This is a genomic window from Mycobacterium sp. 23 (assembly GCF_048287075.1).
Lineage (GTDB): Bacteria > Actinomycetota > Actinomycetes > Mycobacteriales > Mycobacteriaceae > Mycobacterium > Mycobacterium gordonae_B.
In genome coordinates this window covers 3,646,472-3,672,002 of the sequence record NZ_JBLVUX010000005.1, presented here as the reverse complement: position 1 = coordinate 3,672,002, position 25,531 = coordinate 3,646,472, and the positions used below count along the sequence as shown (strand labels likewise).

Genomic DNA, 25,531 nt, shown 5'->3' with positions numbered 1-25,531 from the left:
CTTCGGGTGTGTGTCTACCGCGGGATCTACGCGGTTTCAGCGCCGTAGGCGCCCACTCAAATGCGCTGGTGCACAGGTGAACTAGTGTCGTGGCCCGAGCAGGGCAACGGACGCGTCAACGGCCGGTTCGACGATGCTTCGCACCGGCCGGCCGTCCTCGACCGCCAGGGCCACCAGTTCCCGCAGGCCGCCCACCAGGATGACCGCCAGCGGGACGGTCAGGGGCGGGAGATCAGCGCGCCGGAAACCCGGGCTGCCACTGAGATTGACCAGCAGGCCGGTGAGCAGCTCGAGGCCCTGGCGCTGAACCGGGCGGGCGTAATCGCCCAGCGAGGGCAGCTCGCGGATCCAGCTCAGCGTGATGGCCGGCCGGGATTCGATGTTGCCGACGTAGCCCTCGACGGCCTGGCGGATCTGCTGGTGCCAGTCGGCCTCGGGGTCGACCGCTACGCGGATGTCTTCGGCCATGATCTTGATCTCGGAGCGCAGCAGGTCCAGAAAGCACTGTTCCTTGCTGGCGAAGTGGTCGTAGAACGTGCGTTTGGAGGTGCGGGCGTGGCGGACGATGTCGGCGACCGTCGTGGCCCGGTAGCCGCGCTCGCCGATCGACGCGGCGAGGCCGTCGAGCAGTCGCAGCCGGAACGGATCGGGTTGCGCCGCAACCGCGTCATCAGCCACTGCCGTCACGATCGGTCCTTCGCTTGTCAGGTTTGGTACCACAGAGTACCGTACGGGGAAAGCATTTGGTACACCGCAGTACCACCCCTGATCGAGGGGGCACAACGTAGGGAGTCACACCTCCGTGAGCCAAGCCATCGACGCGCCCGCCGTGCCCGAAGTCAAGCTGCCGCCGTCCACCCACATCCCAAAGCTGTTCCAGGGCCTCATCTTCGCGTTCTCCCGCAAGGGAATGATGCGACGCCTGACCGCCCGGTACGGCTCCGCCGTCACCATGCACATCCCCATGTACGGCCACATGGTGATGGTGTCTGATCCGCAGCTGGCCAAGCAGGTGTTCACCACCAGCCCGGACGAGCTGGGTAACATACAGCCCAATCTGAGCCGGATGTTCGGATCCGGGTCGGTGTTCGGGCTCGAAGGTGACGACCATCGCCGCCGGCGCCGGTTGCTGGCGCCGCCGTTTCACGGCAAGAGCATGAAGAACTACGAGACGATCATCGAAGAGGAGACTCTGCGCGAGAGTGCCGGGTGGCCGGAAGGGCAGTCGTTCGCGACGTTGCCGTCGATGATGCACATCACGCTGAATGCCATCCTGCGCGCGGTCTTCGGCGCCGAGGGGGCCGAACTCGACGAGCTGCGCCGGATCATTCCCCCGTGGGTCACGCTGGGCTCCCGTCTGGCGGCGGTGCCCAAACCCAAGCGGGATTACGGCAGGTTGAGCCCGTGGGGCAGGCTGTCCGAATTCCGGCGCCAGTACGACCTGGTCATCGACAAGCTGATCGACCGCGAGCGGTCAGACCCGAACTTCGCCGACCGCAACGACGTGCTGGCGCTGATGTTGCGCAGCACCTACGACGACGGTTCGGTTATGTCGCGCAAGGACATTGGTGACGAACTGCTCGCGCTACTGGCCGCCGGACACGAAACCACCGCCTCCACGCTGGCCTGGGCCTTCGAGCGGATCACCCGTCACCCCGCGCTGCTGGCCGACCTGGTACAGGAGGCGCAGAGCGGCGGCAGCGAGCTTCGGCAGGCGACGATTCTGGAAGTTCAGCGCGCACGTACCGTCATCGACCTCGCCGGACGGCACGTATACCCGCAGACCTACCGACTCGGCGAGTGGGTGATACCCCGCGGGTATTCGATCATCGTCAACATCGGCCGGATACACGACAACCCGGACGTGTTCCCGCATCCCGAGCGCTTCGACCCGCAGCGCTATATCGGCGGCAAGCCATCGGCCTTCGCCTGGATACCGTTTGGCGGCGGCACCCGCCGTTGCGTGGGAGCCGCGTTCGCCAACATGGAGATGGACGTGGTGCTGCGAACGGTGTTGCGTCAGTTCGTCGTTGAACCCACCACTGCCCCGGACGAGCGGTGGCACGGCCGGGGCGTGGCGTTCGTTCCCAAAGATGGCGGCCGGATTGTGGTGCGGCGCCGCATAACTGAAGGGCCTACTGAGTAGCGGAGGCCCGTCGCGGCAGCTTCCAGCCCGGCCGCACGTAGTGGCAGGTGTACCCGTTCGGGTAGCGCAGCAGGTAGTCCTGGTGCTCCGGCTCGGCCTCCCAGAAATCGCCCGCCGGGCTGACTTCGGTCACCACCTTGCCAGGCCACAGGCCGGACGCCTCGACGTCGGCGATGGTGTCCAGCGCCACCCGCTTCTGCTCGTCGTCGACGTAGAAGATGGCCGAACGATAACTCATGCCGCGGTCGTTGCCCTGGCGGTTCTTCGTGGTCGGGTCGTGGATCTGGAAGAAGAACTCCAGCAGGGTGCGGAAGTCGGTGGCCGACGGGTCGAAGACGATCTCGACGGCCTCGGCATGTGTGCCGTGGTTGCGGTAGGTGGCGTGGGGGACGTCGCCTCCGCTGTAACCGACCCGCGTGCTGATCACTCCGGGCTGCTTGCGGATCAGATCCTGCATGCCCCAGAAGCAGCCACCCGCGAGGATGGCCTTTTGTGTGCTCGTCATCGCTGTCCTCCTAACCGGCCCGGGGCCGGTGACGCCCCCAGGCTACACTCCGCCCGTGAGGTGTAACGGCTCGTGAGCGGCCCGGAATTCCCGAAAAGTGAACTGGCGGCGGCCTTCGCGCAGTTCGAGCAGACCGTGGCCAGAGCGGCCGAAACGCACGATTGGGACGCCTGGGTGCAGCACTACACGCCCGACGTCGAATACATCGAGCACGCGGCGGGCACCATGCACGGGCGTGATGAGGTGCGCACCTGGATCAAGCGCACGATGACCAGCTTCCCGGGCAGCCACATGGTGGAGTTCCCGTCGCTGTGGTCGGTCATCGACGAGCCCACCGGGCGCATCATCATGGAGCTCGACAACCCGATGCGCGATCCAGGTGACGGCAGCGTCATCACCGCGACGAACATCTCGATCATCACCTATGCCGGCGACGGCCTGTGGCGCCGCCAGGAGGATATCTACAACCCGCTGCGCTTCGTGCAGGCCGCGTTGAAGTGGTGCCGCAAGGCCCAGGAGTTCGGCAACCTGGACGACGACGCCGCGGCCTTCCTCAAGCAGTACGGGGGTGCGCAGTGAGCGGGCGGCCGAAACTGGTGATCGGCGCCAACGGGTTCCTCGGTTCACACGTCACCCGCCTGCTGGTCGAGGACGGCCACGACGTGCGGGTGATGGTGCGCCCAAATGCCAACACCCGCTCGATCGATGACCTGCAGGTGACCCGTTTTCACGGCGACATCTTCGACACCGCCACCGTGCGCGAAGCGATGGATGGTTGCGACGACGTCTATTACTGCGTCGTGGACACCCGCGCCTGGCTGCGTGACCCGGCGCCCCTGTTCCGCACCAACGTCGAGGGCTTGCGCAACGTCCTCGACGTGGCGAAAGACCTTGAGTTGCACCGATTCGTGTTCACCAGCACCTACGCCTCGGTGGATCGCCGGCACGGGCACGTCGCCACCGAAGCAGACCGGATCGGTGACCGTAAGGTCACCCCCTACGTCCAGTCCCGGGTGCAGGCCGAGGACCTGGTGATGCGCTACGTCGCCGACTTCGGTCTGCCGGCGGTCGCGATGTGCGTCTCCACCACCTACGGCAGCGGCGACTGGGGCCGCACCCCGCACGGCGCGTTCATCGCCGGCGCGGTCTTCGGCAAGCTGCCGTTCCTGATGAGCGGTATCCAGCTGGAGGTGGTGGGCGTCGACGACGCCGCCCGGGCCATGATCCTGGCTGCCGAGCGCGGCCGCAACGGTGAGAAGTACCTGATCTCCGAGCGCATGATCCCGTTGACCGACGTGGTGCGGATCGCGGCCGACGAGGCCGGGGTCGCACCACCACAGCGGTCGATCCCGGTGCCTGTGCTTTATGCGCTGGGCGCCCTGGGCAGCCTGCGGGCCCGGCTCACCGGTAAGGACGCCGAACTCAGCCTGGACTCGGTGCGGATGATGCGCGCCGAAGCCCCGGTCGACCACAGCAAGGCGGTCCGTGAGCTGGGCTGGAAACCGCGGCCGGTGGAGGAGTCGATCCGGGAGGCGGCCCGCTTCTGGTCCGGTATGCGAAAGGCTGCGAAGAAGGCTGCCGCACCCGAATAGGCTCGGGGTGATGGAACGTGTTCACGTTGACCTCAACGGGCCACCTCAGACCATGCTCGCGACGCTGTACGCCAAGGCACTCGACGCCGACGCGCCTGAGTCGATCCTGCGCGACCAGTACGCCAAGGCCGCGGTGCAGCAGATCGATTACGACTGGGCCGCAACGACTATCACCAAGCGGCGGGCGCCGTCGGTGGCGGTCCGCAGCGCGCACTTCGACAACTGGGCCCGCGAGTTCCTGGCCGCACACCCCGAGGCGACAGTGTTGCATGTCGGGTGCGGCCTGGACGCCCGGGTGTTCCGGCTCGACCCCGGCCCCGGGGTGCGCTGGTACGACATCGACTACCCGGAGGTGATCTCGTTACGCGAGCGGGTGTACCCCGCGCGCGAGCACTGCCGCACCATCGCGGCCTCGGTGACCGACCCGCAGTGGCTGGCCGACCTACCGGCCGACCGTCCCACGCTGTTCCTCGGCGAGGGGCTGACGATGTACCTGACCAGGGAAGCCGGTCTGGCGTTGCTGCGCCGGGTGGTCGACCGATTCCCCTCCGGTGAACTGCAATTCGACGCCTTCAATACATTCGGCATCCGCACCCAGGTGATCAACTCCGTCGTTCGCCGCTCGGGATCGACCTTGTACTGGGGGATCGACCGGCCGTCCGACATCCTCGACGAGGTGCCGGGCACGCGGCTGGTGGCCTGGGAGTCGGTGTTCGACAGCGAGACGTTCACACTCGTGCCGCCTGTCTTTCGGTGGATGGGCCGGGTGATGGCGCGGGTGCCGGCGCTGCGGAATATGGCGCAGTACCATCGCTACGCCTTCTGAAAACGGGAATGTGGGCGGCCCGAATGCGTTGAACGTCTCATGAGCCATCCGGAAATCAAGGAACCCAACGCGGGTCACCCGATCACGATCGAGCCGACGCAGGGGCGGGTCCAGGTCCGCGTCAACGGCGAGCTGGTCGCGGACACCACCGCGGCCCTGGGTCTGCAGGAGGCCACTTTGCCTCTGGTGCAATACATTCCACTGACCGACGTGGTGCAAGAGCGGCTCACGCGGACCGACACCAGTAGCTACTGCCCGTTCAAGGGCGAGGCCAGCTACTACAGCGTGACGACCTCGGCCGGTGACACCGTCAAAGACGCCATCTGGACCTACGAGCAGCCCTACCCCGCTGTCGCCGCGATTGCCGGGCACGTCGCGTTCTATCCGAACAAAGCCGAGATCACCGTCGGTTAAGAGGTCAGGGAAACACCCGGGCCAGCGCCTGGGTGTCGGTGTACTCGCGAAGCGACACGATCATGCCGTCCCGGGTGTCGAAGATGCAGACGAACGGGCTGTCGTACTCGGTGCCGTCGGCGGTGGCGCCGTAGACCTGGCCCTCGACCACCACGGTTTCGCCCTCGTTGACACACCGGCGCAGGTCGATGTTGATCTCGAAGACCTGCTTGCGCCGTTCGACCACACGGCGCATGGTCTCCTTGTTCCACTCTTCGCGCGTGATGATGGTCCAGTAGGTGAAGTCGTCGCTGAGCAGCTGGAAGCCTTCGTCGAGGTCCCCGCCTTCGCACATGCTCTGCAGGAACATCCACGCCAGTTCGGCCTGTGGGTCGTCGAACGGCGTCATCACGGCGTCATCACCAAGCCATCCTGTCTCGCGCGACAGTTGACGGTCAATTGACACGGCCGTCGGTCGGTGTGCTGCGGTAGGAAGAATCATCGAGGTGGAGACCGTCCGAGACGTCACGTTTGCCGGAGCCGGCGGCTTCGGGCATACGCTGGCGCCGTTACGGCGGGGCCGCGGTGACCCCTGCTTCCGGGCTGGTGGCGACGGCACCATCTGGCGGACCAGCCTGCTGCCCAGCGGGCCGGTCACCGCGCGGATCAGTCGCGTCGGTCGCGACGCCGCCCGCTGCCAGGCCTGGGGAGCCGGGGCGGCGGAGTTCGCGGAGTTGTTTCCGGCGATGATCGGAGCCGATGACGACGCGTCGGGCTTCCAGCCGCAGGAGCCGACCGTGGCCGCGGCCCACCGCAAGGTGCCGCACCTACGGCTGGGTCGCACCGGGCAGGTGCTGGAAGCGCTGATCCCGGCGGTGATCGAGCAGCGGGTGCCGGGCGCCGACGCATTTCGTTCGTGGCGGGTGCTGGTGAGAAAGTACGGCACACCGGCGCCCGGTCCGGCGCCGGAGGGCATGCGGGTGCTGCCGTCGGCGGAGGCGTGGCGGTACATCCCGTCGTGGGAGTTTCACCGCGCCAACGTCGACCCCGGACGCGCGCAGACGGTGGTGGTGTGTGCCCGGCGGGCGTCGTCGCTGGAGCGGCTGGTGTCGCTGCCGCCGGCTCAGGCGCGGGAGGCGCTGATGTCGCTGCCCGGAGTGGGGGTATGGACCGCCGCCGAGACCGCGCAACGCGCGTTCGGTGACGCCGACGCTCTGTCGGTGGGTGATTACCACGTGTCGAAGATGATCGGCTGGACGTTGATCGGCCGCCCGGTCGATGACGCCGGCATGCTCGAACTGCTGGAACCCATGCGTCCGCACCGGCACCGGGTGGTCCGGGTGCTCGAAGCCAGCGGGCTGGCCTACGAGCCGCGGCGCGGCCCCCGCCTTCCGGTGCAGCAGATCCACCCGCTCTAAGGGTTAGTGCCTGCCTCATCGGGTACACGTTCGGCAGGACATCAAGCGAATTTTTTGAGGGGAAATCGATGACGCAGTTCACAATTCCGGGACTCACCGACAAGCAGGGTGCCCGGCTTGCCGAGATCCTGCAGCGGCAGCTGAGCACGTACAACGACCTGCACTTGACGTTGAAGCACATTCACTGGAATGTGGTGGGTCCCAACTTCATTGGCGTGCACGAGATGATCGACCCGCAGGTCGAAGCGGTGCGCGGCTACGCGGACGACGTCGCCGAACGCATTGCGGCGCTGGGCGCGTCGCCGAAGGGCACGCCGAACGCAATAATCAACGACCGGGACTGGGACGACTACTCGGTGGGCCGCGACACGGTTCAGGCCCACCTGGCCGCGCTGGACCTGGTCTACACCGGTGTGATCGAGGACATCCGCAAGGCCATCGACGAGACCGACGAACTCGACCAGGTCACCCAGGATCTGCTGATCGGCCAGGCCGGGCAGCTGGAGAAGTTCCAGTGGTTCGTCCGGGCGCACCTGGAGAGCGCGGGCGGGAAACTCGCCCACGAGGGTGCCAGCAGCGAGAAGAGTGCCGCGGACGCAGCGCGGGGCTGATTGCATGCGCCGAGCGTGAACTCACGGCGCGAAAATCGCGAGAATCGCGCCGTCAGTTCACGTTCGGCGAATCACCCCGGGCGCGCTCGGCTTCGGCGGCCTCCCGATTGAGCCGTTGCGCCTCGTAGATCGTCACATTGGTCCGTGACATCAGCAGTGACGCGATGCCGACGGCCAGGATTGCGCCCGGCACCACCGAGAACGATCCCGTCATCTCCGCGACCATGATCATGATCGCCAGCGGCGCGCGGGCGACGCTGCCGAAGCAGGTCATCATGCCCACGACGACGAAGACGCCCGGTTGCTCGGGCACGCCGGGCAGCCCGGCCAGATCGCCCAGCCGCCAGATCGCGGCTCCGACAAACGCGCCGATCACGATGCCCGGCCCGAACAGGCCGCCGGATCCGCCGGATCCGATCGACAGGCAGGTCGCGACGATCTTGGCGAGCGGCAGCAGCAGGATGATCCACAGCGGGATCGACATCAGAGAATCGCGGGCGGCGGCCAGCTGCGCCCAGCCGTAGCCACTGCTCAGGATCTGCGGGATCACCAGGCCCAGTAGCCCCACCAACAGCCCGCCCCCCGCGGGCTTGAGGATCGGGCCGCCGGGCAACCGGCGCACCAGCGCCACCGTCGAATGGAAGAAGCGCGCGTACAGGTAGCCCACCGCGGCTGCTACCAGGCCGATCACCACGAACCACAACAGCGGCCAGGCGCGCTCGAAGCGGTACTCGGCGTCTATGTAGCCGAACAGCGGGTCGAAGCCCAGAAACGACCCCAGCACCGCATAGGCCGTGCCCGAGGTGATGAATCCGGGTAGCAAGCTGCGGTAGTCGAAGTCGTCGCGATAGGTGATCGACGCGGCCAGCACCGCCCCGCCCAGCGGCGCCGCGAAGATGGCGCCGATGCCGGCGCCGATGCCGAGTGCCACGGCGACCCTGCCGTCCTCGTCGGACAGCCCGAGGCGCCGGGTGAGCAACGAGGAGAAGCCCGCGGAGATCTGCGCCGTCGGACCTTCCCGCCCGGCCGAGCCGCCGGAGCCGATGGTCAGCGCGCTGGCCACCAACTTCACCAGGACGACCCTGGCCCGGATCGCGCGGGGATCGGTGTGCACGGCTTCGATCGCCTCGTCGGTGCCGTGGCCGGTGGCCTCGGGGGCGAACTTGGTCACGACGACGGCCGAGAGCAGCGCGCCGCCGGTCGTCACCAGGGGAATGGCCCAGGGCCGGATGAATCCGGCGGACCCGCGGCCGCCCCCTTCGCCCAGCGGGGTGGGGACGTGGTAGCCCGCGAGGTACCCCAGCAGGAATTCCCCGGTGTACTTCAGAGCGAGGTAGAAGACGACGGCGCCGAGACCGGAGATCACGCCGATGGTGGTGCCGAGCAGAAACCACTTCTGCAGGTAACCCGCGTTCCTGATGGAGGCTCCGAACCGGCCGCCGGCGGACTCTGGGGGCGCCTCGTTCGGCTCCTCCGGCATGTTCCGGAGGTTAGCAGTTCCACGCGCCGGAATAAACGGACCGCAGTCCGGTTAATAGGGATAACTCAAACAGAGGAGGCCCACATGCCCGCCATCACCGCAGACACGCTCACCCTGCCTCGCGTGAGCCCGGCCGGACCCGCAGACACCGAGCGGCCGGTCCGGTCGGTCACTACCGGCCCGCGGGGCTACGAGGGACTGGGATTCCCGGTGGTCCGCGCCTTCGCCGGGGTCAGCACCGCCGCGCTGGACCCGTTCATCCACATGGACCAGATGGGCGAGGTGGAGTACGAACCGGGCGAACCGCGCGGAACCGACTGGCATCCGCACCGTGGTTTCGAAACCGTCACTTACATGATCGACGGGAAATTCGCCCATCAGGACTCACACGGCGGCGGTGGCCTCATCGGCGACGGTGCGACGCAGTGGATGACGGCCGGATCGGGCATCCTGCACATCGAGACCCCGCCCGCGGAGATGGTCACCAGCGGCGGCCTCTTCCATGGCATCCAGCTGTGGGTGAATCTGCCGAAGCGCGACAAGTTCGCCGCACCCCGGTACCAGGCCATCGAGGGCACAGACGCGAAGCTGTTGTCCTCTGACGACGGCGGGGCGCTGATCCGTCTGATCGCCGGTGACATCGACGGCCACGGTGGGCCGGGAGTCACCCACACGCCGATCACGATGGCGCACGCGACGATCGAAAGCGCTGCGCGGCTTAATATTCCGTGGAGCCGCGACTTCAACGCGCTGATCTACGTGTTGTCCGGGCAGGGGTCCGTGGGCCCGGCCGGCCACCCCGTCCGGCAAGGTCAGCTGGCCGTTCTCGGGCCGGGCGACCGCATAACGGTGAACGCGCAGCCCGATCGCGCACAGCCGCTGGACGTGCTGCTACTGGGCGGGCGGCCGATCCGCGAGCCCGTCTTCCATTACGGACCGTTCGTGATGAACACGCGCGCCGAGGTCATCGAGGCGCTCGAGGACTATCAAGCTGGCAAGTTCCGTAGCATCCCGCCGAACGCTCTGATGCCGCACCGTGGCGGTGGCACACTCTAGTAATGCCTCAACTGGCAAGTCGGGGACCCGGGCGTCCCCCCGCCGCAAAAGCCGACGACACCCGTAAGCGCATCGTCCGGGCCGCACGTCAAGTTTTCAGCGAACGTGGGTATGACGGTGCGACGTTCCAGGCGATCGCCGTGCGGGCCGACCTGACCCGCCCGGCGATCAACCACTACTTCCCCAGCAAGCGGGTGCTCTACACCGAAGTGGCCGACCGAACCAACGAGCTCGTCGTCACCGCGGGTATCGAACGGGCGCGCTGCGAGTCGACCCTGGCCGGCCGGCTCGGTGCGTTCATTGCCGTAGCGCTGGAGGCGGATGCTCAAAATCCCTGCACTGCAGCGTTTTTGAGTACCGCTGTGCTGGAGTCGCAACGTCACCCCGAGTTGAAGCGGGACGACAACGACGCGATATCGACCACCCGGGAGTTCCTGGTCTCGGCGGTCGACGACGCCATTGCCAGCGGCGAGATCGCCGCCGATACCGATGCCGCCGTGCTGGCCGAGGCGCTGGTGATGATGTTGTGCGGCATCGGGTTCTACGCCGGTTTCGTGGGCAGCTACTCCGAAGTGGAGAACATCCTGGGGACGCTGCGGCAGTTGATCGCGGGCAGTCTGTGGCGGGCCCAGGTCCAGCAGCGGTGATCTGACACACATATAGCTTGCCTAACTTATTAGGTAAGCTGACCGGGATATGACTGATCTCGATTCGCCCTCGCTACGGACCGCCGGCGACAGCTGGCACATCACCGAGAGTGTCGGCGCCACCGCGCTGGCGGTCGCCGCCTCCCGTGCGGTGGAGACCGCCGGACCAGACCCGCTGATCCGCGACGAGTTCGCCGCCGTGCTGGTGTCCTCGGCGGGGCCGGCGTGGGCCCGGTTGGCCGACCCCGAGATGGCCTGGCTCGACGGCGACGAGCACGGCCGGCGTCTGCACCGCGTCGGGTGCGATTACCAGGCGGTCCGCACCCAGTACTTCGACGAATACTTCGGCTCCGCCACCGCCGCCGGCATCCGGCAGGTGGTGATCCTCGCGGCGGGTCTGGACTCGCGGGCCTACCGACTGCAATGGCCTTCCGGCACCGCGGTGTACGAGATCGATCAACCCAAGGTGCTGGACTACAAGGCCGAGATACTGAGTGCGCACGGCGCGCGTCCCGCGGCCACCCGGCGCGCTGTCCCGGTCGACCTGCGCGAGGACTGGCCCGCCGCCCTGAGCCGGGCCGGCTTCGACCCCGCCCTGCCCACCGCGTGGCTGGCCGAAGGCCTGCTGGCGTACCTGCCGAGCGACGCCCAGGACCGGCTTTTCGAGATGTGCACCGCCCTGAGCGCGCCCGGCAGCCAACTCGCCGTCGAGGCGTTCAACTTGAAGCTGACCGGCAACAAGCAGCGCTGGAACCGGATGCGTGATCGGCTGGGCCTCGACGTCAACGTCGAAGAGCTCACCTATCAGGAGCCGGACCGCTCCGATCCCGCGCAGTGGCTGACCGACCACGGCTGGCAGGTGCAGAGCGCAGACAACCACCAGGAGATGGCCCGGCGGGGCCGGCCGGTTCCTGCGGATCTCATCGACGAGGCCATCACCAGCAGTTTGATGCGAGGAGTACGCGAATGAGCACGCTGCGCAGCCACGACGACACCTGGGACATCCGCACCAGCGTCGGCACCACCGCGGTGATGGTCGCCGCCGCCCGAGCGGTCGAGACCGAACAACCCGACGCGTTGATCCGCGACCCGTTCGCCAAGCTCCTGGTCACCAACGCCAATGCCGGCGTGTTGTGGGAGGCCATGCTCGACCCGGCCGTCGCGGCGAAGGTGGAGACACTGGACGCCGAGGCCGCCGCGATGGTCCGGCACATGCGCGGCTACCAAGCGGTGCGAACCAACTTCTTCGACACCTTCTTCGCGGACGCCGTAGCTGCCGGCATCCGCCAGGTGGTGATCCTGGCCTCGGGCCTGGACTCGCGCGCCTACCGACTGGACTGGCCGGCCGGGACCACCGTCTACGAGATCGACCAGCCGCAGGTCCTCGAATACAAGTCCACGACGCTGGCCGACAACGGTGTGACACCGTCGGCGGACCGTCGCGCGGTGGCGATCGACCTGCGGCAGGACTGGCCCGCCGCATTGCGCGACGCGGGCTTCGACCCGAACGCCCGCACCGCGTGGCTGGCCGAGGGCCTGCTGATGTACCTGCCCGCGGAGGCGCAGGACAGGCTGTTCACCCTGATCGGGGATTTGAGCCCGACGGGCAGCCGGATCGCCGCCGAAACCGCGGCGTCGCACGCCGACGAGCGGCGCGAGCAGATGCGGGCGCGGTTCAAGAAGATCGCCGAGCAGATCGGTCTGGAGGAGACCATCGACGTCGGTGAGCTGATGTACCGCGACGAGCACCGCGCGCCCGTCGCGGACTGGCTCAACAACCACGGTTGGCGGGCCGTCGCCGTCAGCTCCGGCGACGAGATGCACCGGCTGGGCCGCTGGGTCGCCGAAGTGCCGATGGCCGACGACAAAGACGCGTTCTCGGAGTTCGTGACGGCGGAGCGGCGGTAATGCCACGCGCCGCGGACGACTCCTGGGACATCGCAACCAGCGTCGGCGCCACCGCGGTGATGGTCGCCCTGGCCCGGGCCGCGGAAACCGCGAGCGACGCCCCGTTGATCCGGGATGAGTTCGCCGAGCCGCTGGTCTCCACTCCGGAGTTGGCAGCTGTGCGGGAGCAGGTCGCCGCATGGTGGACCGCCGCGCCGGATGACGACGAGGAATACTCGGTCGACTCGCAGCAGATGATCAACTACCAGGCCGTCCGCACCCACTTCTTCGACGCCTACTTCGCCGAGGCCGCCGCATCCGGTATCCGCCAGGTGGTGATCCTGGCAGCGGGTCTGGACTCCCGGGCCTACCGGCTGGACTGGCCGGCCGGCACCTCGGTGTACGAGATCGACCTGCCCAAGGTGCTGGACTACAAGGCCGAGACGTTGGCCTCCCGCGGCGCCGCCCCGCGCGCGGACCGCCGGGCGGTGGCCGTCGATCTGCGTCACGACTGGCCGCAAGCGCTGCGCGACGCCGGGTTCGACGCCGCCCGCCCGACGGCCTGGCTGGCCGAGGGGCTGTTGCCGTTCCTGCCGGCCGAGGCGCAGGAGTCCATGTTCGCCTCGATCGACGCGCTGAGCGGCCCGGGCAGCCGGATCGCCGTGGAGATCTTCGGAGTCGACCCGCAGCGCCGCGCGGAGGCGCAGGAGCGGTGGGAGCAGTTGCGCGCCAGGCGTGCAGCGCGCGGTGAAGACACCTCCTTCGACCCGTTCGACCTGTGGTTCGACGACGAGGGACGGCCCGACCCGGGCGACTGGTTCGCCGCACACGACTGGGCGACCGAGTCGGTCAGTGCCCGCGAGGAAGCGGTCCGGCTGGGCCGGCCGCCGCACGGCGAGTCCGGGCCTTTTCTGAACGGATTCGTGGTCGCCGTCAAGTCCTGACCGGATCTTTCCGGTCGCCGTCCTATTGCTGTCCGGGGCGGATGACTAGGATCGCGGTTATCACCGATGAGCGACCGCGCGCGACAGGCTGCGGGCACCTCGGGGAAGGAAGGACAACGATGACCACCGATTCCCTGCCGAAGGCTGCAACCGGACCCGCCAACGGGCAAGCGGCCGCTCAACTGAGCGTCGCCGATACCGTGGCCCGGCTCCGCAAGACCTTCGCCACCGGGCGCACCCGCAGTTACGAGTGGCGCAAGCGTCAACTGGAGCAGTTGACCAAGCTGGTGGAGGAGAACGAACCCGCCATCGCCGCAGCGCTTGCCGAGGACCTGGACCGCAACCATGTCGAGGCGTTCATCGCCGACATCGCCACCACTGCTGGCGAGGCGAAGTTTGCGGCCAAGAAGCTCAAGAAGTGGATGCGGCGTAAGTACCTGCTGCTGGAAGCTCCCCAGCTGCCCGGCCGGGGCTGGGTGGAGTACGAGCCATTCGGCACCGTGCTGATCATCGGCGCCTGGAACTACCCGTTCTACCTGACGCTGGGCCCCGCCGTCGGCGCGTTGGCCGCAGGCAACGCCGTCATCCTGAAGCCGTCGGAACTGGCCCCGGCATCGTCGCACCTGATGGCCGAACTGGTGCCCAAGTACCTGGACAACGACGCGGTCGCGGTGGTCGAGGGCGACGGCATGGTCAGCCAGGAACTGATCAAGCAGGGCCTGGACCGGGTGATGTTCACCGGCGGCACCGAGATCGGACGCAAGGTCTACGAAGGTGCGGCCAAGCACCTGACACCGGTCACACTGGAACTCGGCGGCAAGAGCCCGGTGGTGGTGGCGGCCGACGGTGACGTGGACGTCGCCGCCAAGCGGATCGCCTGGCTGAAGATCCTCAACGCCGGACAGACCTGCGTCGCGCCCGACTATGTGCTGGCCGACGCCTCGATCCGGGACGAGCTCGTCGACAAGATCGGCGCCGCCATCACCAAGTTCCGCTCCCAGGACAACCAGGACGGCATGCGCATCGTCAACGAGCGCCAGTTCAACCGGTTGAGCGGCTACATCTCGGAGGCCGAAGCCGACGGGACGTCGAAGGTCGCCGTCGGCGGCAAATGCGATGCCTCGTCCCTGCGGATCCAGCCGACCGTGGTCGTCGACCCCGCTCAGGACGGGCCGCTGATGCAGAACGAGATCTTCGGACCGATCCTGCCGGTGCTCACCGTCAAGAACCTGGACGAGGCGATCTCCTTCATCAACGCCCGGCCCAAGCCGCTGTCGGCCTACCTGTTCACCAAGTCGAAGGCGACCCGCGAGCGGTTCATCAGAGAGGTGCCCGCGGGTGGCATGCTGATCAACCACCTCGCCTTCCAGGTGTCGACGGCCAAGCTGCCCTTCGGCGGTGTCGGGTCCTCCGGCATGGGCGCCTACCACGGGAAGTGGGGCTTCGACGAGTTCAGCCACCGCAAGTCGGTGCTGACCAAGCCGACCCGCCCCGACTTCTCCGCCATGATCTACCCGCCCTACACCGAGCGGGCCTTCAAGTTGGCGCGCAAGCTCTTCTAGCCCGACTTTCCCCGTGCCGGCACCAGGTCCCTGGTGCCGGCGCACAACCCTGATAGCCAGCAGAGAGGAACCTGATGCCCGGAGTGCAGGATCGCGTCGTCGTAGTGACCGGAGCCGGTGGGGGATTGGGCCGTGAGTACGCCCTCACCCTCGCCCGGGAGGGCGCCAGCGTCGTCGTCAACGACCTCGGCGGTGCCCGTGACGGCACCGGCGCCGGATCGGCCATGGCCGACCAGGTGGTCGCCGAGATCCGGGACGGCGGAGGTCGCGCGGTCGCCAACTACGACAGCGTCGCAGAGGCCGACGGTGCCGCCAACATCATCAAGACCGCGCTCGACGAATTCGGCGCGGTACACGGTGTGGTGAGCAACGCCGGGATTCTGCGCGACGGCACCTTCCACAAGATGACATCCGAGAACTGGGACGCTGTCCTCAAGGTGCACCTCTACGGCGGGTACAACGTCGTCCGCGCCGCCTGGCCGCACTTCCGCGAGCAGAGCTACGGCCGGGTCGTGGTCGCCACCTCCACCAGCGGGCTGTTCGGCAACTTCGGCCAAACCAACTACGGCGCAGCCAAACTCGGTCTGGTGGGGATGATCAACACGCTGGCGCTGGAGGGGGCTAAGTACAACATCCACGCCAACGCCGTCGCCCCGATCGCGGCCACCCGGATGACCGAGGACATCATGCCCAAAGAGGTGCTGGAGAAGCTGACGCCGGAGTTCGTCGCGCCGGTGGTGGCCTACCTGTGCACCGAGGAGAACGCTGACAACGGTTCGGTGTTCGTGGTCGGCGGCGGCAAGGTGCAGCGCGTGGCTCTGTTCGGTAACGAGGGCGCCAACTTCGACAAGCCGCCGACGGTCCAGGACGTGGCCGACCACTGGGGTGAGATCACCGATCTGTCGGCCGCCACCAAAGCTGGATTCAAGCTCTAACTTTAATGAAAGCCGCTGTTGTTCAAGAGCTTTCCGGGCCAGCCGGCTTAGTCTATACGGACATCGACGACGTATCCGATGGCGGTGGCAACATCGTCATCGAGGTACGCGCCGCCGGCGTGTGCTTCCCGGACCTGCTCTTGACCAAGGGCAAGTACCAACTGAAACTGCCGCCGCCGTTCGTCCCCGGCATGGAGTGTGCCGGTGTGGTTCGGTCGGCGCCTGCCGACTCGGGTTTCCGTGTGGGCGAACGGGTTTCGGCCTTCGGTGTACTCGGTTGCTACGCCGAACAGGTGGCCGTTCCGGTTTCTCATGTGATCCGTAGTCCCACCGAACTCGACGACGCCGAAGCGGTGTCGCTGCTGGTCAACTACAACACGATGTATTTCGCGCTGTCGCGGCGCGCGGTGATGCGCCCGGGCCAGACGGTGCTGGTGCTCGGCGCCGCCGGCGGCGTGGGCACGGCCGCGGTCCAGATCGCCAAGGCGATGGGGGCGAGCCAGGTGATCGGGGTGGTGCACCGCGAAACCGCGATGGACTACGTGGCCGCGCTCGGCGCCGACCGGGTCCTGCACCTGGCCGAGGGCTGGGTGGAGCGGGTGCACGAGTACACCAACGGCCAAGGGGTCGACATCGTGGTGGATCCCATCGGCGGCCGCACCTTCGACGACGCGATCCGGGCGCTGGCGATCGACGGCAAGTTGCTGGTGATCGGCTTCGCGGCGGGCAGCGTCCCCACCCTGACGGTCAACCGGCTGTTGCTGCGCAACATCGGCGTCCTGGGCGTCGCGTGGGGGGAATACCTGAACAAGGTCCCCGGTTCGGCCGTGCTGTTCTCCTCGGGCCTCAACCAGCTGGTTTCGCTTGGGCTCAAACCGCCTCCGCCGCAGCGTTATCCGCTGTCGGAGGCCCGCGCCGCGCTGCAATGCCTGGACGACGGCGGGGTGCTCGGCAAAGTAGTGCTGGAGCCTTAGGCCAGGCGTCCCTATCCTCTGTACCGGTATCTCTCGCCGGAGGAGGACAGGCCATGCCAGAACAGCAGCCGGAAATGCAGATCACTCACGAGGGGGATCGCCCCGCCATACACGGACCGGCGCAGTTCTTCACCGGCGACGTGACCATGAAGCAGCTCTTCGAACCGGCCGGTTCCTCCAAGGCCCATGCGGGACAACTGACTTTCGCCGCCGGGGCACGCAGTGTCTGGCACACGCACCCGGCGGGACAGCGGCTGATCGTCGTCGACGGCACCGGCTGGGTGCAGCAGTGGGGTGGCGACCGGCAGCAGATCAATCCAGGTGACGTGATCTGGACCCCGGCCGGCATCAAGCACTGGCACGGCGCCACGGCGACCACGGCGATGACTCATATCGCGATTCAGGACGAAGTCGACGGGCGTTTCGTCGATTGGCTGGAGCAGGTGAGCGACGAGCAGTATCTGGGCTGAGCATCATTGACGGGCAACGCTGTTCGCTCCTACACTGTCGCCACTCCGCTTCGTTCTTTAGCCAAAAGGAGCAAGGCAAATGGCGGCATTCACCGACGTCGAACTCGAGTATCTGTCCAGTCAGCGGCTCGGCAGGCTTGGGACGGTGACCCCCAAAGGATCCCCCAAGTCCGCCCGGTTCGGTTCACCTATAACGCCGAACTGGGCACCGTCGATATCGGCGGGAAGGCGATGGCGGGAAGCCGCAAACTCCGCAACGTGGAGAACAATCCCCGGGTGTCGTTGGTTCTCGACGACCTCGCCAGCATCGATCCGTGGCGGCCGCGCGGCCTCGAGATTCGTGGAGAGGGCGAAGCGTTGTCTACCGACGGCGGTGCGATGATCCGCATCCATCCGCGGCGGGTGTTGACGTGGGGCCTCGATCCGGAGTCTCCGAAGCTGCAAGCCCGCAACGTGTGATCGGCTCGCTGACAACATGATTCGGGCCGTGTGGAATGGCGCGGTACTGGCCGAGGCGCCCCGTACCGTCCGGGTGGAGGGCAACCATTATTTCCCGCCGGAGTCGTTGCGGCGCGAGTACTTCACCGAGAGCAAGACCTCGTCCTTGTGCCCATGGAAGGGAGTGGCGCACTACTACGACGTGAGCGTCGACGGACAGGTCAACGCCGACGCGGGTTGGTACTACCCGAAGCCCAGCCCCCTGGCGCGCAAGATCAAGAATCATGTCGCGTTCTGGCGCGGCGTCACGATCGAAGGCGAGCAGGAATAAGGCGGTCTGGCGCGCGCCGCTCGACCGCTTCGCGCGACCGACGACGGGCCAGGTTTATGCGGCGCCGGTGATGTCGCCGATCACGTCGCTGATCGCGCCGGCGACCAGGATCAACTCGAAACCGCCTGCGAGCGAACCGATTGCGACGTTAGCGGCGAGCGGCTTGCCGAACGCGTTGATCAACCCACCAGTCGGATCACCGTTGATGGTCTGCTGAATTCCGTCGAGGAACAGGTTCACGTCGTAGGACGGGACGGTGGTCACCAACGTGTTGAAGATGTCCGCCGTGGGCAGTGCGACGGCATAGGTGTCAGCCGCCGCACTGGTTATGGCCGTGGAGATGTTGGTGTTCGCAGCCTTCAGAGCGTCGAAGAAGCTGTTGACCGGCGAACTGGTCGCACCGGGCAGACCGAACGGCAGCGACAAGCCACCGGTACCGCCGCCGGCCGGCAGCAGGTCGGTGAGGCTGGCGGCCGACGGCAGTGCCGGGGTCCCGATCGCCGCCCTGAAGTCGTTGAATCCCTGTCCGGCGAGCGCGATCTGGTCGCCGATGAAGTTGGGCGGGATTGGCGGGAGCACCTCGAACGGGGTGGGGACATCGGCGTATCCGGTGCTGTACCCGAAGTGCGGGTCGCCGTAGCCCCAGTTGACCAGGTAGGTCAGGTTGGGCTTGAGCAGGGCAGCCAATGGCGCTCCGATCACCGGGATCGACTTGATCGGCGACAGCAGCGGCAGATCCGGGTGGGTGATCATGTAGTAGTGGTCGAGGCCGTTGGCGGCCGTCGTGGGCGAAACCGGCAGTTCGACGAGGTTGTAGCCCGGCGGCAGCGCGTTGATGTTCAAGTTGTCGTAGTTGCCGTGCACCGACTGAATGCCCAGGAACGCGTTGAGGTCCGAAAGGATGTTCAGTGGGTACCTGGGGAAGTCGGCGTATCCGTCGTACTGCAGGGTGAACGTGTTGACCGGGTAGCCCGAGTTCGCCGGCGTGGCCCCGTAGAAGTCCAGTCCCAGAGCCGGTAGCGACAGGCCCGGGAATCGGGCCAGCAGACCGCCATTGGGCACCATCTGGCTGCCCAGCAGGGTGAAGCTGAGGTCGGCGGTGTGCGGGCTGCCCAGAGCGATGAGGTTGCGCAGCTCGAGCGACGAGATGATGGCGCTCTGCGAGAGACCGAGGACGGAGACCTTCTGCCCCAGCGGGGTGATCAATCCGGTCCCCGGACCGAAGAGTGCGTTGTCCAGGATCTGAACGCCGGTCGCCACGGACTGGTTGAGCGGCAGGTCCTTGATCTGGGTGAGCGGGTACAGGCCCTCGGGGGTGTTCAGCGGAATGTTCAACGCACCGACATTGAAGCCCGCGTTGATCCAGGGACGGACGGCGTTCATGTACGCCTGTGTCGGTATCGCCGTACCGCTGCCGCTCATGATGAGCGCTGAGTTGTAGGCGCCCTGCGGTGTGATGGTTGCGTTGACCAGCGGTGCGCCGGTGCTGGACACCCCGAACAGCGACTGGAGCGGCGCCAGCAGGGGCTGGACCGGCGCGAGCAACGGCTGCAGGGGAGCAAGCACCGGAGCGAGCAGTGCCTCGATCGGTGAGGCGGCCGCGCTGAACGCACCGGCTCCGCCGAGGACCTGTGCCGCGTTCGCGATCTCTGCTTCGGCATAGGTGAGGCTGGCTGCCGCCAGGGCGCGGTTGAACTCCGCGTGGAACGCCGCCGCCTGGCCGATGACCTGCTGATATTCCTGACCGAATGCGCCGAACAACTGCGCGGCGGCCGCCGAGATTTCATCGGCCGCCGCGGCGGCCAGGCCGGTGGTCGGACCCGCGGCGGCCGCGCTGGCCTCGGTGAGGGTGGTGCGGATGCCGGCGAGGTTCTCCGCGGCGGCACTCATCAGTTGCGGTTGCGTCGTCAAATACGACATCAGCTAATTCCCTTCACGGCCAGGGTTTTCCAGCACAGCCGGTAATTGCGTGACACGGCTGGTGACAGAGTAGGCCGGTCCGGCCGACCGCATAGTGCTTTTCTGAGCTAAATATTTTTCAGACGGTCAGTCTCACGGGATCAGCGACTGAATATCTTTCAACGTGTTCACGACCGCTTCGGTGAGCACCAGGAATTCCACCGCCCCGGCCACCGTGGCCAAACCCACGTCGGCGGCGATGGGTAGACCGATCGCGTTGATCAGGTTGCCCTGCGCCAGTTGCTGGGTGAACAGCGCCGCGTTGTACGCGGGCAGCGAGGTCACCATCGACGTGGCGATATCCGCGGTGGGCAACAGGACGGCGTAGTTGGTCGAAGCGATCGATCCCACCGTGTTCGCGATCTGTTGCGGTGTCGGCAGTGCGGCCAATTTGGCCCCGACCTCGGTCGGCGAGGGTAGCGCGAATGTCGGGGCGGTGACCGGCTGGCTGGCCATGGCCTGCAGGTCGGCGCTGAAGTGATTGATGCCCTGCTGGGTTCCGGTGGCCAGGGCGTTGATGACAGTGCCTGGTGCGACATCGGGGAACAGGCCGAACGGCGTGGGGAGATCCGCGGGACTGGTGGAGTATCCGTAGTTCGGGTCGCCGTAGCCGAGGTTGACCAGCACCCTCATGTCCGGCTCGATCAGGTTGGCCAGCGGATTGCCGATGCCGGGGATGGCGCGCAGCGGTTGCAGCAGCGGCAGATGCTCGGTCGGCAGGATGTAGTAGCTGGTGTTGCCCGCGTAGCCCGGGGACGTCTGCAACGGAATGGCGGCATTGATCTGAGCCTGGGTCAGGTTCAGATACTGCGGGTGGACGAAGACGATGCCGGCTACCGCGTTCAGGTCGGAGATGAGGTTGAGCGGGTATTTGGGGAAGTCGGCGAAACCGTCGTATTCCAGTGTGTAGTTGCGGACCGGATAGATGGTGTCCGAGGGGGTGGAGCCATAGAACTCCAGACCCAGGCTCGACATGACCAGACCCGGGAACCGCGACAGCAGGCCGCCGTTGGGGTTCATCTCGTTGCCGGTCAGGACGAAGTTCAGCATGTTCGCCGGGGGTGGGGTGGCGCCGAAACTCGACAGACCTGCCGCGAGATTGCGCATGTACAGCGAGGAGATGACGGCGCTCTGCGAGACGCCGAACACGGTGACAGATTGGTTCAGATCGTGAACTTGGTGATAGACCGCGTTGTCCAGGGTGGTCAGTCCGATCTGGACCGACCTGTTGAAGTACAGGCTGCGCACGCCGGTGAGCGGGTAGAGCTCTTCCGGAGTGTTCAGCCCTTGCAACTTCGCAAGGGTCGTACCGATGTAATTGTTCGCCTTTTGCAGGAAATCATTCGTGACGATCGGGACGCCGGTGCCGCTCATGACCAGTGAGATGTCGTTGGGTACCCAGGGGATGGCCGCCGCGGTCGCCGCCTGGGCCGGCGGCGCGAACGCTGCGCCGAGGGCGGTGGCGGCGGCCGCCTCGGCTTGTACGTAGGCCGAACCCGCGGCGGCCAGGGTGCGCTGGAATTCGTTGTGGAATGCCTCGAATTGCGTTACGACGTCCTGGTATTCGAGCCCGAAGGTGCCGAACAGGTTGGCGATGGCCGCCGACACCTCGTCGCCGGCCGCGGCCAGCACGTTCGACGTCGGCACCGCGGCGGCCGCGCTGGCCGCGCTCAGTGTCGCCCCGATCCCTTCGATGTCGGTGGCAGCAGCCACCATCGCCTGTGGCTCCGCCAGTAAGAACGACATCAGCGCAGTTCCTCTCCCCACAACCCCGCAACGCTTTCGCGCAAGCGTAGAGGGGCGTTCCGAAACTGTCTGGCGTTTACGCCATTCGGCTGAAAAGTCAGGGAATGAGCGCGCTGATGTCCTTGATGTTCTCGGAGATGGCCTTGGCGATCACCAGGAATTCGACGATGCCCGCGATGGTGGCCAGGCCGACGTCGGCGGCGAGCGGATACCCGATGGCGTTGATCAGGTTGCCCTGCAGCAGCTCGCTCAGGAAGAGCTGAGAGTCGTACAACGGCATCGTGGTGGCGAAGGAAAGCAAGGTGTCGGCGGTGGGGAGCAGGACCGCATAATCGGTCGAGATGACCGTGGCAGCCGTGTTCACGATCTTCTCCGGCGACGGCAGCGCGGCCAGCGTCGCCATCAGGTCGGCGGGCTGCGGCGGCGTAAACGGCGGGAGCGTGATCGGCTGGGCGGCCAGCTTCTGCAGTTCGACGGTGAAGTCGTGGATGCCCTGTTGCGTGCCGGCGGCCAGGGCGTCGACGACGGTGCCCGGGCTGACGTCCGGGAACAATCCGAACGGGGTGCGGATGTCCGCCGGGCTTGTCGAGTAGCCGTGGTACGGATCGCCGTAGCCCAGATTGACGATCACCTTCAGGTCGGGCTCGATCAGAGCGGCCAGCGGGTTGCCGATGACGGAAGTCAGGCGCAGCGGCGCCAGCAGGGGCAGGTGCTCGGTGGGGATCATGTAGTAGTCGGTGACGCCGGTGTAGCCCGGCGAGGTCGCCAGCTTGATGGCGCCATCCACCTGCGGCACCGTGAGATCCAGATACTTGACGTGCACGGTCGCGATCCCCATCACCGCATTGAGGTCGGAGATGAAGTTGATCGGATACCGCGGAAAGTCGGCGAACCCGTCGTACACCTGGGTGTAAATGGCGGTGGGGTAGAGGGTGTCCGACGGTGTGCCGCCGTAGAACGTCAGACCCATAGTCGGCAACGTCAATCCCGGGAAACGCGCGAGCATCCCTCCGTTGGGGTTCATCTCGTTGCCGACGAGCACGAAGTTGAGCTTGCCCTGATAGGGCGAACCATTTAATGCCAATTTCTGCATCTCCAGCGAGGAGATGATCGCGCTCTGCGAGTAGCCGAAGATGGTCAGGGTGTTTCCGGGAATGGCCAGTTGCGCTTGAATCGCGCTGTCCATAGCCATCAGGCCCTCGGCCACCGATTGGTTCAGCGTCATGGTCTTCACGCCGGTGATCGGATAGAGATTTTCGGGGGTGTAGAGAGTCTGCAGGATTTGCGGTGGCGAGGGAAAGGAGCGGACGTACAGCTTGTTCGCCGCATCCACGTAACCCTGCGACGGGAAGGGGACGCCGGTCGGTCCGAGGAACAACGTGGTCAGGTTGGCGGCGAAGGGCGGAATGGCGGCCGCGCTTGCGCTCTCGGTCTGCACATAGGCGTTCGCGGCCGCCGCCAGGGTCTGCTGGAACGTCGTCTGGAAAGCCTCAACCTGCCCGGCGAGTGCCTGAAATTCCTGCCCGTGCGTGCCGAACAAATTCGCGATGGCGGCCGACACCTCGTCAGCGGCCGCGGCGAGTAAGCCGGTGGTCGGCGCCGCCGCGGCTGCGCTTGCCGCACTGATCGTCGAACCGATGTTCCCGATGTCCGCGGCCGCCGTCGTGATGATTTCCGGCGCGACAAGCAGATTCGTCATTGGCGTCTCTTCCCCCGTCAAGCGCGGTGGTCTCGGTCAGATTGGCCGTCAGCGTATGACGAGGCCGCGGAATCTGTCCGGGTTTTCGCGCCATCGGCAAGCGCCGGAAACGCTGTTAGGGAATGAGTGCCCGAATATCGCTGATGTTCTGCGAGATCGCCTTCGAGATGACCAGGAACTGGACGATGCCGGCGATTGTCACGAGACCGACATCGGCGGCGATGGGATATCCGATCGCATTGACGATGTTGCCCTGCACCAGTTGTTCCAGGAAGAGTTGGGAGTCGTACAGGGGCAGCGAAGTCGCGAAGGCGAGCGCCGTATCGGCGGCCGGAAGCAGCACGGCGTAGTCGGTCGAGATGACGGTGGCGGCGGTGTTCACCACTTTCTCCGGCGAGGGCAGGTTCGCCAACGTCGCAATCAAATCTGCCGGTTGCGGGGGAGTGAATGTCGGGAACTCGATCGGCTGCGCGGCCAGGGCTTGCAATTCGGTGTGGAAGTCCTGGATCCCCTGGCGGGTTCCGTTGGCGAAAGCGTCGATGAGGGTGCTCGGACTGACGTCCGGGAAGAGGCCGAACGGGGTCTGCACGTCGGCGTAGCTCGTCGAATAGCCGTAGTTGGGGTCGCCGTAACCCAGGTTGACGATCACTTCCAGGTTGGGTTCGATCAGCGCGGCGAGCGGATTCCCGATTACCGGTAGCGCACGTAGCGGCATGAGCAGCGGTAGTTCCTCGGTGGGAATCATGTAGTAGTACGACTTGCCGCCGTTCTCGTAATAGCCGGGAGAAGTGGGCAGTTGAACGGCGCTATTCACTTGAGCGGCAGTAAGACTCAGGTATTTCGTGTGCACGGTGGCGATGCCTACCACCGCATTGAGATCGGAGATGAAATTCAGTGGATACCGGGGGAAGTCGGCGAAGCCGTCGTACTCCTGCGTGTAGATCGCCACATCGTAGGGAGTGTTCGACGGCGTCGCGCCGTAGAAATCGAGACCCAGAGTCGGCAGGGTCAGGTTCGGGAAGCGGGCCAGCATGCCGCCGTTGGGGTTCATCTCGTTGCCGACCAGCACGAAGTTCAGATCCGCGGGCGAGATCGGAAAGCCTTGGGCCGCCAGCTGTTGCATATACAGCGAGGAGATGATCGCGCTCTGTGAGTAGCCGAAAACGGTAACGGGACCGCTTGTTATCTGATTCTGAACATAGTTTCCGAGGATGGTCAGGCCTTCGGACACCGACTGGTTCAGCGTCAAGCTCTTGACGCCGGTGATCGGGTACAACTCTTCGGGCGTGTACAGGATCGGCAGGGCCTGGTTCGGGTTGTTGGCATGCACATAAAGGAGATTCGCCAAAGTGGCGTATTCCGGCGGGGGTATCGGCACCCCGGTGGGGCCGATGAACACCGCGGTCGGAAATGTGCTGAAGGGCGGATTGGTAACCGGGAATGCGGGCGGCGGTGGCGTGAACGCCGCAGCGGCGGCGGGCAGGCCCAGGACGCCTTGCAATGCGGCAGCGGCCCCGGTCTCGGTGTACACGTAGGCGTTCGCCGCCGCCGCCAGGCTCTGCTGGAATTGAGCGTGATAAGCCTCTACCTGGCCGATGACAGCCTGGAACTCCTGTCCGTGCGAGCCGAAGAAATTCGCGACGGCCTCGGATACCTCGTCGGCGGCCGCGGCCAACAATCCGGAGGTCGGGGCGGCCGCCGCCGCGCCCGCGGTGCTCACGGTCGAACCAATGCCCGAGATGTCCGCAACGACCGACGTGATGATTTCTGGTTGCGCCAATAAAGACGTCATTTGCCCACCCCATCCCCCTGTGACCGAAAAACGGTCAGTTCCCGAAGTAAGGGTATGACGCCGAAGCGACGCCTGTCACGAATTCTGACTCTTTGACAATCGCCTAATAGCGCTCGCGGC

The 25,531-nt window shown here is 66.3% G+C and carries 26 protein-coding genes; 18 read left to right on the top strand and 8 right to left on the bottom strand.

Annotated elements, in window-relative coordinates; all coding sequences use genetic code 11:
* Nucleotides 1-81: 81 nt before the first annotated feature.
* A complete protein-coding gene (locus ACNQS7_RS18175; protein WP_418013609.1) occupies nucleotides 82-687 on the bottom strand; it encodes a TetR/AcrR family transcriptional regulator in 606 nt (201 codons plus the stop codon).
* Nucleotides 688-802: 115 nt separating this feature from the next.
* Between ACNQS7_RS18175 and ACNQS7_RS18170 the strand changes: the two genes are divergently transcribed.
* Nucleotides 803-2,146 carry a cytochrome P450 gene (locus ACNQS7_RS18170; RefSeq protein ID WP_418013608.1) on the top strand — a complete coding sequence of 448 codons (1,344 nt, stop codon included), beginning with the start codon at nucleotides 803-805 and terminating at the stop codon, nucleotides 2,144-2,146.
* Here the strand turns inward: ACNQS7_RS18170 and msrA are convergent.
* A complete protein-coding gene (msrA, locus tag ACNQS7_RS18165; RefSeq protein WP_418013607.1) occupies nucleotides 2,136-2,651 on the bottom strand; it encodes a peptide-methionine (S)-S-oxide reductase MsrA in 516 nt (171 codons plus the stop codon). The two genes, ACNQS7_RS18170 and msrA, sit on opposite strands and share 11 nt — an antisense overlap.
* A gap of 72 nt (nucleotides 2,652-2,723) precedes the next feature.
* Here msrA and ACNQS7_RS18160 point away from each other — a divergent pair, with 72 nt between their 5' ends.
* The 4 genes from ACNQS7_RS18160 to ACNQS7_RS18145 are packed head-to-tail and all read left to right on the top strand — an operon-like array spanning nucleotide 2,724 to nucleotide 5,483.
* A complete protein-coding gene (locus ACNQS7_RS18160) occupies nucleotides 2,724-3,230 on the top strand; it encodes a nuclear transport factor 2 family protein (RefSeq protein WP_055576071.1) in 507 nt (168 codons plus the stop codon).
* On the top strand, nucleotides 3,227-4,243 hold the full coding sequence (locus ACNQS7_RS18155; protein ID WP_418013606.1) for an NAD-dependent epimerase/dehydratase family protein: 1,017 nt from the start codon (nucleotides 3,227-3,229) through the stop codon (nucleotides 4,241-4,243). Before ACNQS7_RS18160 ends, ACNQS7_RS18155 begins: the two co-directional genes overlap by 4 nt.
* Nucleotides 4,244-4,253: 10 nt before the next feature.
* On the top strand, nucleotides 4,254-5,069 hold the full coding sequence (locus ACNQS7_RS18150; RefSeq protein WP_418013605.1) for a class I SAM-dependent methyltransferase: 816 nt from the start codon (nucleotides 4,254-4,256) through the stop codon (nucleotides 5,067-5,069).
* Nucleotides 5,070-5,108: 39 nt separating this feature from the next.
* Entirely contained in the window at nucleotides 5,109-5,483 is a 375-nt protein-coding gene (locus ACNQS7_RS18145) for a DUF427 domain-containing protein (protein ID WP_418013604.1), read from the top strand.
* Nucleotides 5,484-5,487: 4 nt separating this feature from the next.
* On the opposite strand, the gene ACNQS7_RS18140 is transcribed toward ACNQS7_RS18145, so the two are convergent.
* Nucleotides 5,488-5,871: a nuclear transport factor 2 family protein gene (locus tag ACNQS7_RS18140; protein WP_055576075.1), complete on the bottom strand. Its 384-nt coding sequence runs from the start codon at nucleotides 5,869-5,871 to the stop codon at nucleotides 5,488-5,490.
* A 91-nt stretch (nucleotides 5,872-5,962) separates the two neighbouring features.
* Here ACNQS7_RS18140 and ACNQS7_RS18135 point away from each other — a divergent pair, with 91 nt between their 5' ends.
* Nucleotides 5,963-6,880: a DNA-3-methyladenine glycosylase family protein gene (locus ACNQS7_RS18135; RefSeq protein ID WP_418016048.1), complete on the top strand. Its 918-nt coding sequence runs from the start codon at nucleotides 5,963-5,965 to the stop codon at nucleotides 6,878-6,880.
* 68 nt (nucleotides 6,881-6,948) lie between these two features.
* Entirely contained in the window at nucleotides 6,949-7,491 is a 543-nt protein-coding gene (gene dps, locus ACNQS7_RS18130) for a DNA starvation/stationary phase protection protein Dps (protein WP_055576077.1), read from the top strand.
* Nucleotides 7,492-7,543: 52 nt separating this feature from the next.
* On the opposite strand, the gene ACNQS7_RS18125 is transcribed toward dps, so the two are convergent.
* Nucleotides 7,544-8,971: a chloride channel protein gene (locus tag ACNQS7_RS18125; protein WP_418013603.1), complete on the bottom strand. Its 1,428-nt coding sequence runs from the start codon at nucleotides 8,969-8,971 to the stop codon at nucleotides 7,544-7,546.
* Between the two features lie 84 nt (nucleotides 8,972-9,055).
* Here ACNQS7_RS18125 and ACNQS7_RS18120 point away from each other — a divergent pair, with 84 nt between their 5' ends.
* The 11 genes from ACNQS7_RS18120 to ACNQS7_RS18070 all read left to right on the top strand — a co-directional run bounded on the left by ACNQS7_RS18120 (nucleotide 9,056) and on the right by ACNQS7_RS18070 (nucleotide 18,215).
* Complete coding sequence (locus ACNQS7_RS18120) at nucleotides 9,056-10,027, top strand: pirin family protein (RefSeq protein WP_418013602.1); 972 nt, start codon at nucleotides 9,056-9,058, stop codon at nucleotides 10,025-10,027.
* A 2-nt stretch (nucleotides 10,028-10,029) separates the two neighbouring features.
* Entirely contained in the window at nucleotides 10,030-10,674 is a 645-nt protein-coding gene (locus ACNQS7_RS18115; protein WP_418013601.1) for a TetR/AcrR family transcriptional regulator, read from the top strand.
* Nucleotides 10,675-10,723: 49 nt separating this feature from the next.
* Nucleotides 10,724-11,644, top strand: coding sequence for a class I SAM-dependent methyltransferase (locus ACNQS7_RS18110; protein WP_418013600.1), 921 nt, complete (start codon nucleotides 10,724-10,726; stop codon nucleotides 11,642-11,644).
* Nucleotides 11,645-11,649: 5 nt separating this feature from the next.
* Nucleotides 11,650-12,582 (top strand): class I SAM-dependent methyltransferase, encoded by a 933-nt coding sequence (locus ACNQS7_RS18105; RefSeq protein ID WP_418016047.1) that lies wholly within the window; start codon nucleotides 11,650-11,652, stop codon nucleotides 12,580-12,582.
* Nucleotides 12,582-13,505: an SAM-dependent methyltransferase gene (locus tag ACNQS7_RS18100; protein WP_418013599.1), complete on the top strand. Its 924-nt coding sequence runs from the start codon at nucleotides 12,582-12,584 to the stop codon at nucleotides 13,503-13,505. Before ACNQS7_RS18105 ends, ACNQS7_RS18100 begins: the two co-directional genes overlap by 1 nt.
* Before the next feature lie 119 nt (nucleotides 13,506-13,624).
* Nucleotides 13,625-15,067 carry an aldehyde dehydrogenase family protein gene (locus ACNQS7_RS18095; protein ID WP_418013598.1) on the top strand — a complete coding sequence of 481 codons (1,443 nt, stop codon included), beginning with the start codon at nucleotides 13,625-13,627 and terminating at the stop codon, nucleotides 15,065-15,067.
* Nucleotides 15,068-15,141: 74 nt separating this feature from the next.
* A complete protein-coding gene (locus ACNQS7_RS18090) occupies nucleotides 15,142-16,002 on the top strand; it encodes an SDR family NAD(P)-dependent oxidoreductase (protein WP_065048270.1) in 861 nt (286 codons plus the stop codon).
* Between the two features lie 5 nt (nucleotides 16,003-16,007).
* Nucleotides 16,008-16,976, top strand: coding sequence for an NADPH:quinone oxidoreductase family protein (locus ACNQS7_RS18085; RefSeq protein ID WP_418013597.1), 969 nt, complete (start codon nucleotides 16,008-16,010; stop codon nucleotides 16,974-16,976).
* A 53-nt stretch (nucleotides 16,977-17,029) separates the two neighbouring features.
* On the top strand, nucleotides 17,030-17,446 hold the full coding sequence (locus ACNQS7_RS18080; RefSeq protein ID WP_418013596.1) for a cupin domain-containing protein: 417 nt from the start codon (nucleotides 17,030-17,032) through the stop codon (nucleotides 17,444-17,446).
* A gap of 6 nt (nucleotides 17,447-17,452) precedes the next feature.
* Complete coding sequence (locus ACNQS7_RS18075) at nucleotides 17,453-17,905, top strand: PPOX class F420-dependent oxidoreductase (RefSeq protein ID WP_418013595.1); 453 nt, start codon at nucleotides 17,453-17,455, stop codon at nucleotides 17,903-17,905.
* Between the two features lie 16 nt (nucleotides 17,906-17,921).
* Nucleotides 17,922-18,215, top strand: a complete 294-nt coding sequence (locus ACNQS7_RS18070) for a DUF427 domain-containing protein (RefSeq protein ID WP_065048276.1) — start codon at nucleotides 17,922-17,924, stop codon at nucleotides 18,213-18,215.
* A gap of 54 nt (nucleotides 18,216-18,269) precedes the next feature.
* On the opposite strand, the gene ACNQS7_RS18065 is transcribed toward ACNQS7_RS18070, so the two are convergent.
* The 4 genes from ACNQS7_RS18065 to ACNQS7_RS18050 form a co-directional block, all read right to left on the bottom strand.
* A complete protein-coding gene (locus ACNQS7_RS18065) occupies nucleotides 18,270-20,135 on the bottom strand; it encodes a PE-PPE domain-containing protein (protein WP_418013594.1) in 1,866 nt (621 codons plus the stop codon).
* A gap of 132 nt (nucleotides 20,136-20,267) precedes the next feature.
* The gene (locus ACNQS7_RS18060) at nucleotides 20,268-21,920 is read right to left on the bottom strand and encodes a PE family protein (RefSeq protein WP_418013593.1); all 1,653 of its coding nucleotides are present in this window, start codon (nucleotides 21,918-21,920) and stop codon (nucleotides 20,268-20,270) included.
* 97 nt (nucleotides 21,921-22,017) lie between these two features.
* Nucleotides 22,018-23,619 carry a PE family protein gene (locus tag ACNQS7_RS18055; protein WP_418013592.1) on the bottom strand — a complete coding sequence of 534 codons (1,602 nt, stop codon included), beginning with the start codon at nucleotides 23,617-23,619 and terminating at the stop codon, nucleotides 22,018-22,020.
* A 115-nt stretch (nucleotides 23,620-23,734) separates the two neighbouring features.
* The gene (locus ACNQS7_RS18050; RefSeq protein WP_418013591.1) at nucleotides 23,735-25,411 is read right to left on the bottom strand and encodes a PE family protein; all 1,677 of its coding nucleotides are present in this window, start codon (nucleotides 25,409-25,411) and stop codon (nucleotides 23,735-23,737) included.
* Nucleotides 25,412-25,531: the final 120 nt, after the last annotated feature.

Coding starts and splice junctions, on each gene's coding strand:
- msrA (WP_418013607.1), bottom strand. CDS start 2,651: ATGACGAGCACACAAAAGGCCATCCTCGCGGGTGGCTGCTTCTGGGGC.
- ACNQS7_RS18150 (WP_418013605.1), top strand. CDS start 4,254: ATGGAACGTGTTCACGTTGACCTCAACGGGCCACCTCAGACCATGCTC.
- ACNQS7_RS18145 (WP_418013604.1), top strand. CDS start 5,109: ATGAGCCATCCGGAAATCAAGGAACCCAACGCGGGTCACCCGATCACG.
- ACNQS7_RS18140 (WP_055576075.1), bottom strand. CDS start 5,871: ATGACGCCGTTCGACGACCCACAGGCCGAACTGGCGTGGATGTTCCTG.
- dps (WP_055576077.1), top strand. CDS start 6,949: ATGACGCAGTTCACAATTCCGGGACTCACCGACAAGCAGGGTGCCCGG.
- ACNQS7_RS18125 (WP_418013603.1), bottom strand. CDS start 8,971: ATGCCGGAGGAGCCGAACGAGGCGCCCCCAGAGTCCGCCGGCGGCCGG.
- ACNQS7_RS18120 (WP_418013602.1), top strand. CDS start 9,056: ATGCCCGCCATCACCGCAGACACGCTCACCCTGCCTCGCGTGAGCCCG.
- ACNQS7_RS18115 (WP_418013601.1), top strand. CDS start 10,030: ATGCCTCAACTGGCAAGTCGGGGACCCGGGCGTCCCCCCGCCGCAAAA.
- ACNQS7_RS18110 (WP_418013600.1), top strand. CDS start 10,724: ATGACTGATCTCGATTCGCCCTCGCTACGGACCGCCGGCGACAGCTGG.
- ACNQS7_RS18100 (WP_418013599.1), top strand. CDS start 12,582: ATGCCACGCGCCGCGGACGACTCCTGGGACATCGCAACCAGCGTCGGC.
- ACNQS7_RS18095 (WP_418013598.1), top strand. CDS start 13,625: ATGACCACCGATTCCCTGCCGAAGGCTGCAACCGGACCCGCCAACGGG.
- ACNQS7_RS18090 (WP_065048270.1), top strand. CDS start 15,142: ATGCCCGGAGTGCAGGATCGCGTCGTCGTAGTGACCGGAGCCGGTGGG.
- ACNQS7_RS18085 (WP_418013597.1), top strand. CDS start 16,008: ATGAAAGCCGCTGTTGTTCAAGAGCTTTCCGGGCCAGCCGGCTTAGTC.
- ACNQS7_RS18080 (WP_418013596.1), top strand. CDS start 17,030: ATGCCAGAACAGCAGCCGGAAATGCAGATCACTCACGAGGGGGATCGC.
- ACNQS7_RS18070 (WP_065048276.1), top strand. CDS start 17,922: ATGATTCGGGCCGTGTGGAATGGCGCGGTACTGGCCGAGGCGCCCCGT.
- ACNQS7_RS18065 (WP_418013594.1), bottom strand. CDS start 20,135: ATGTCGTATTTGACGACGCAACCGCAACTGATGAGTGCCGCCGCGGAG.
- ACNQS7_RS18060 (WP_418013593.1), bottom strand. CDS start 21,920: ATGTCGTTCTTACTGGCGGAGCCACAGGCGATGGTGGCTGCTGCCACC.
- ACNQS7_RS18055 (WP_418013592.1), bottom strand. CDS start 23,619: ATGACGAATCTGCTTGTCGCGCCGGAAATCATCACGACGGCGGCCGCG.
- ACNQS7_RS18050 (WP_418013591.1), bottom strand. CDS start 25,411: ATGACGTCTTTATTGGCGCAACCAGAAATCATCACGTCGGTCGTTGCG.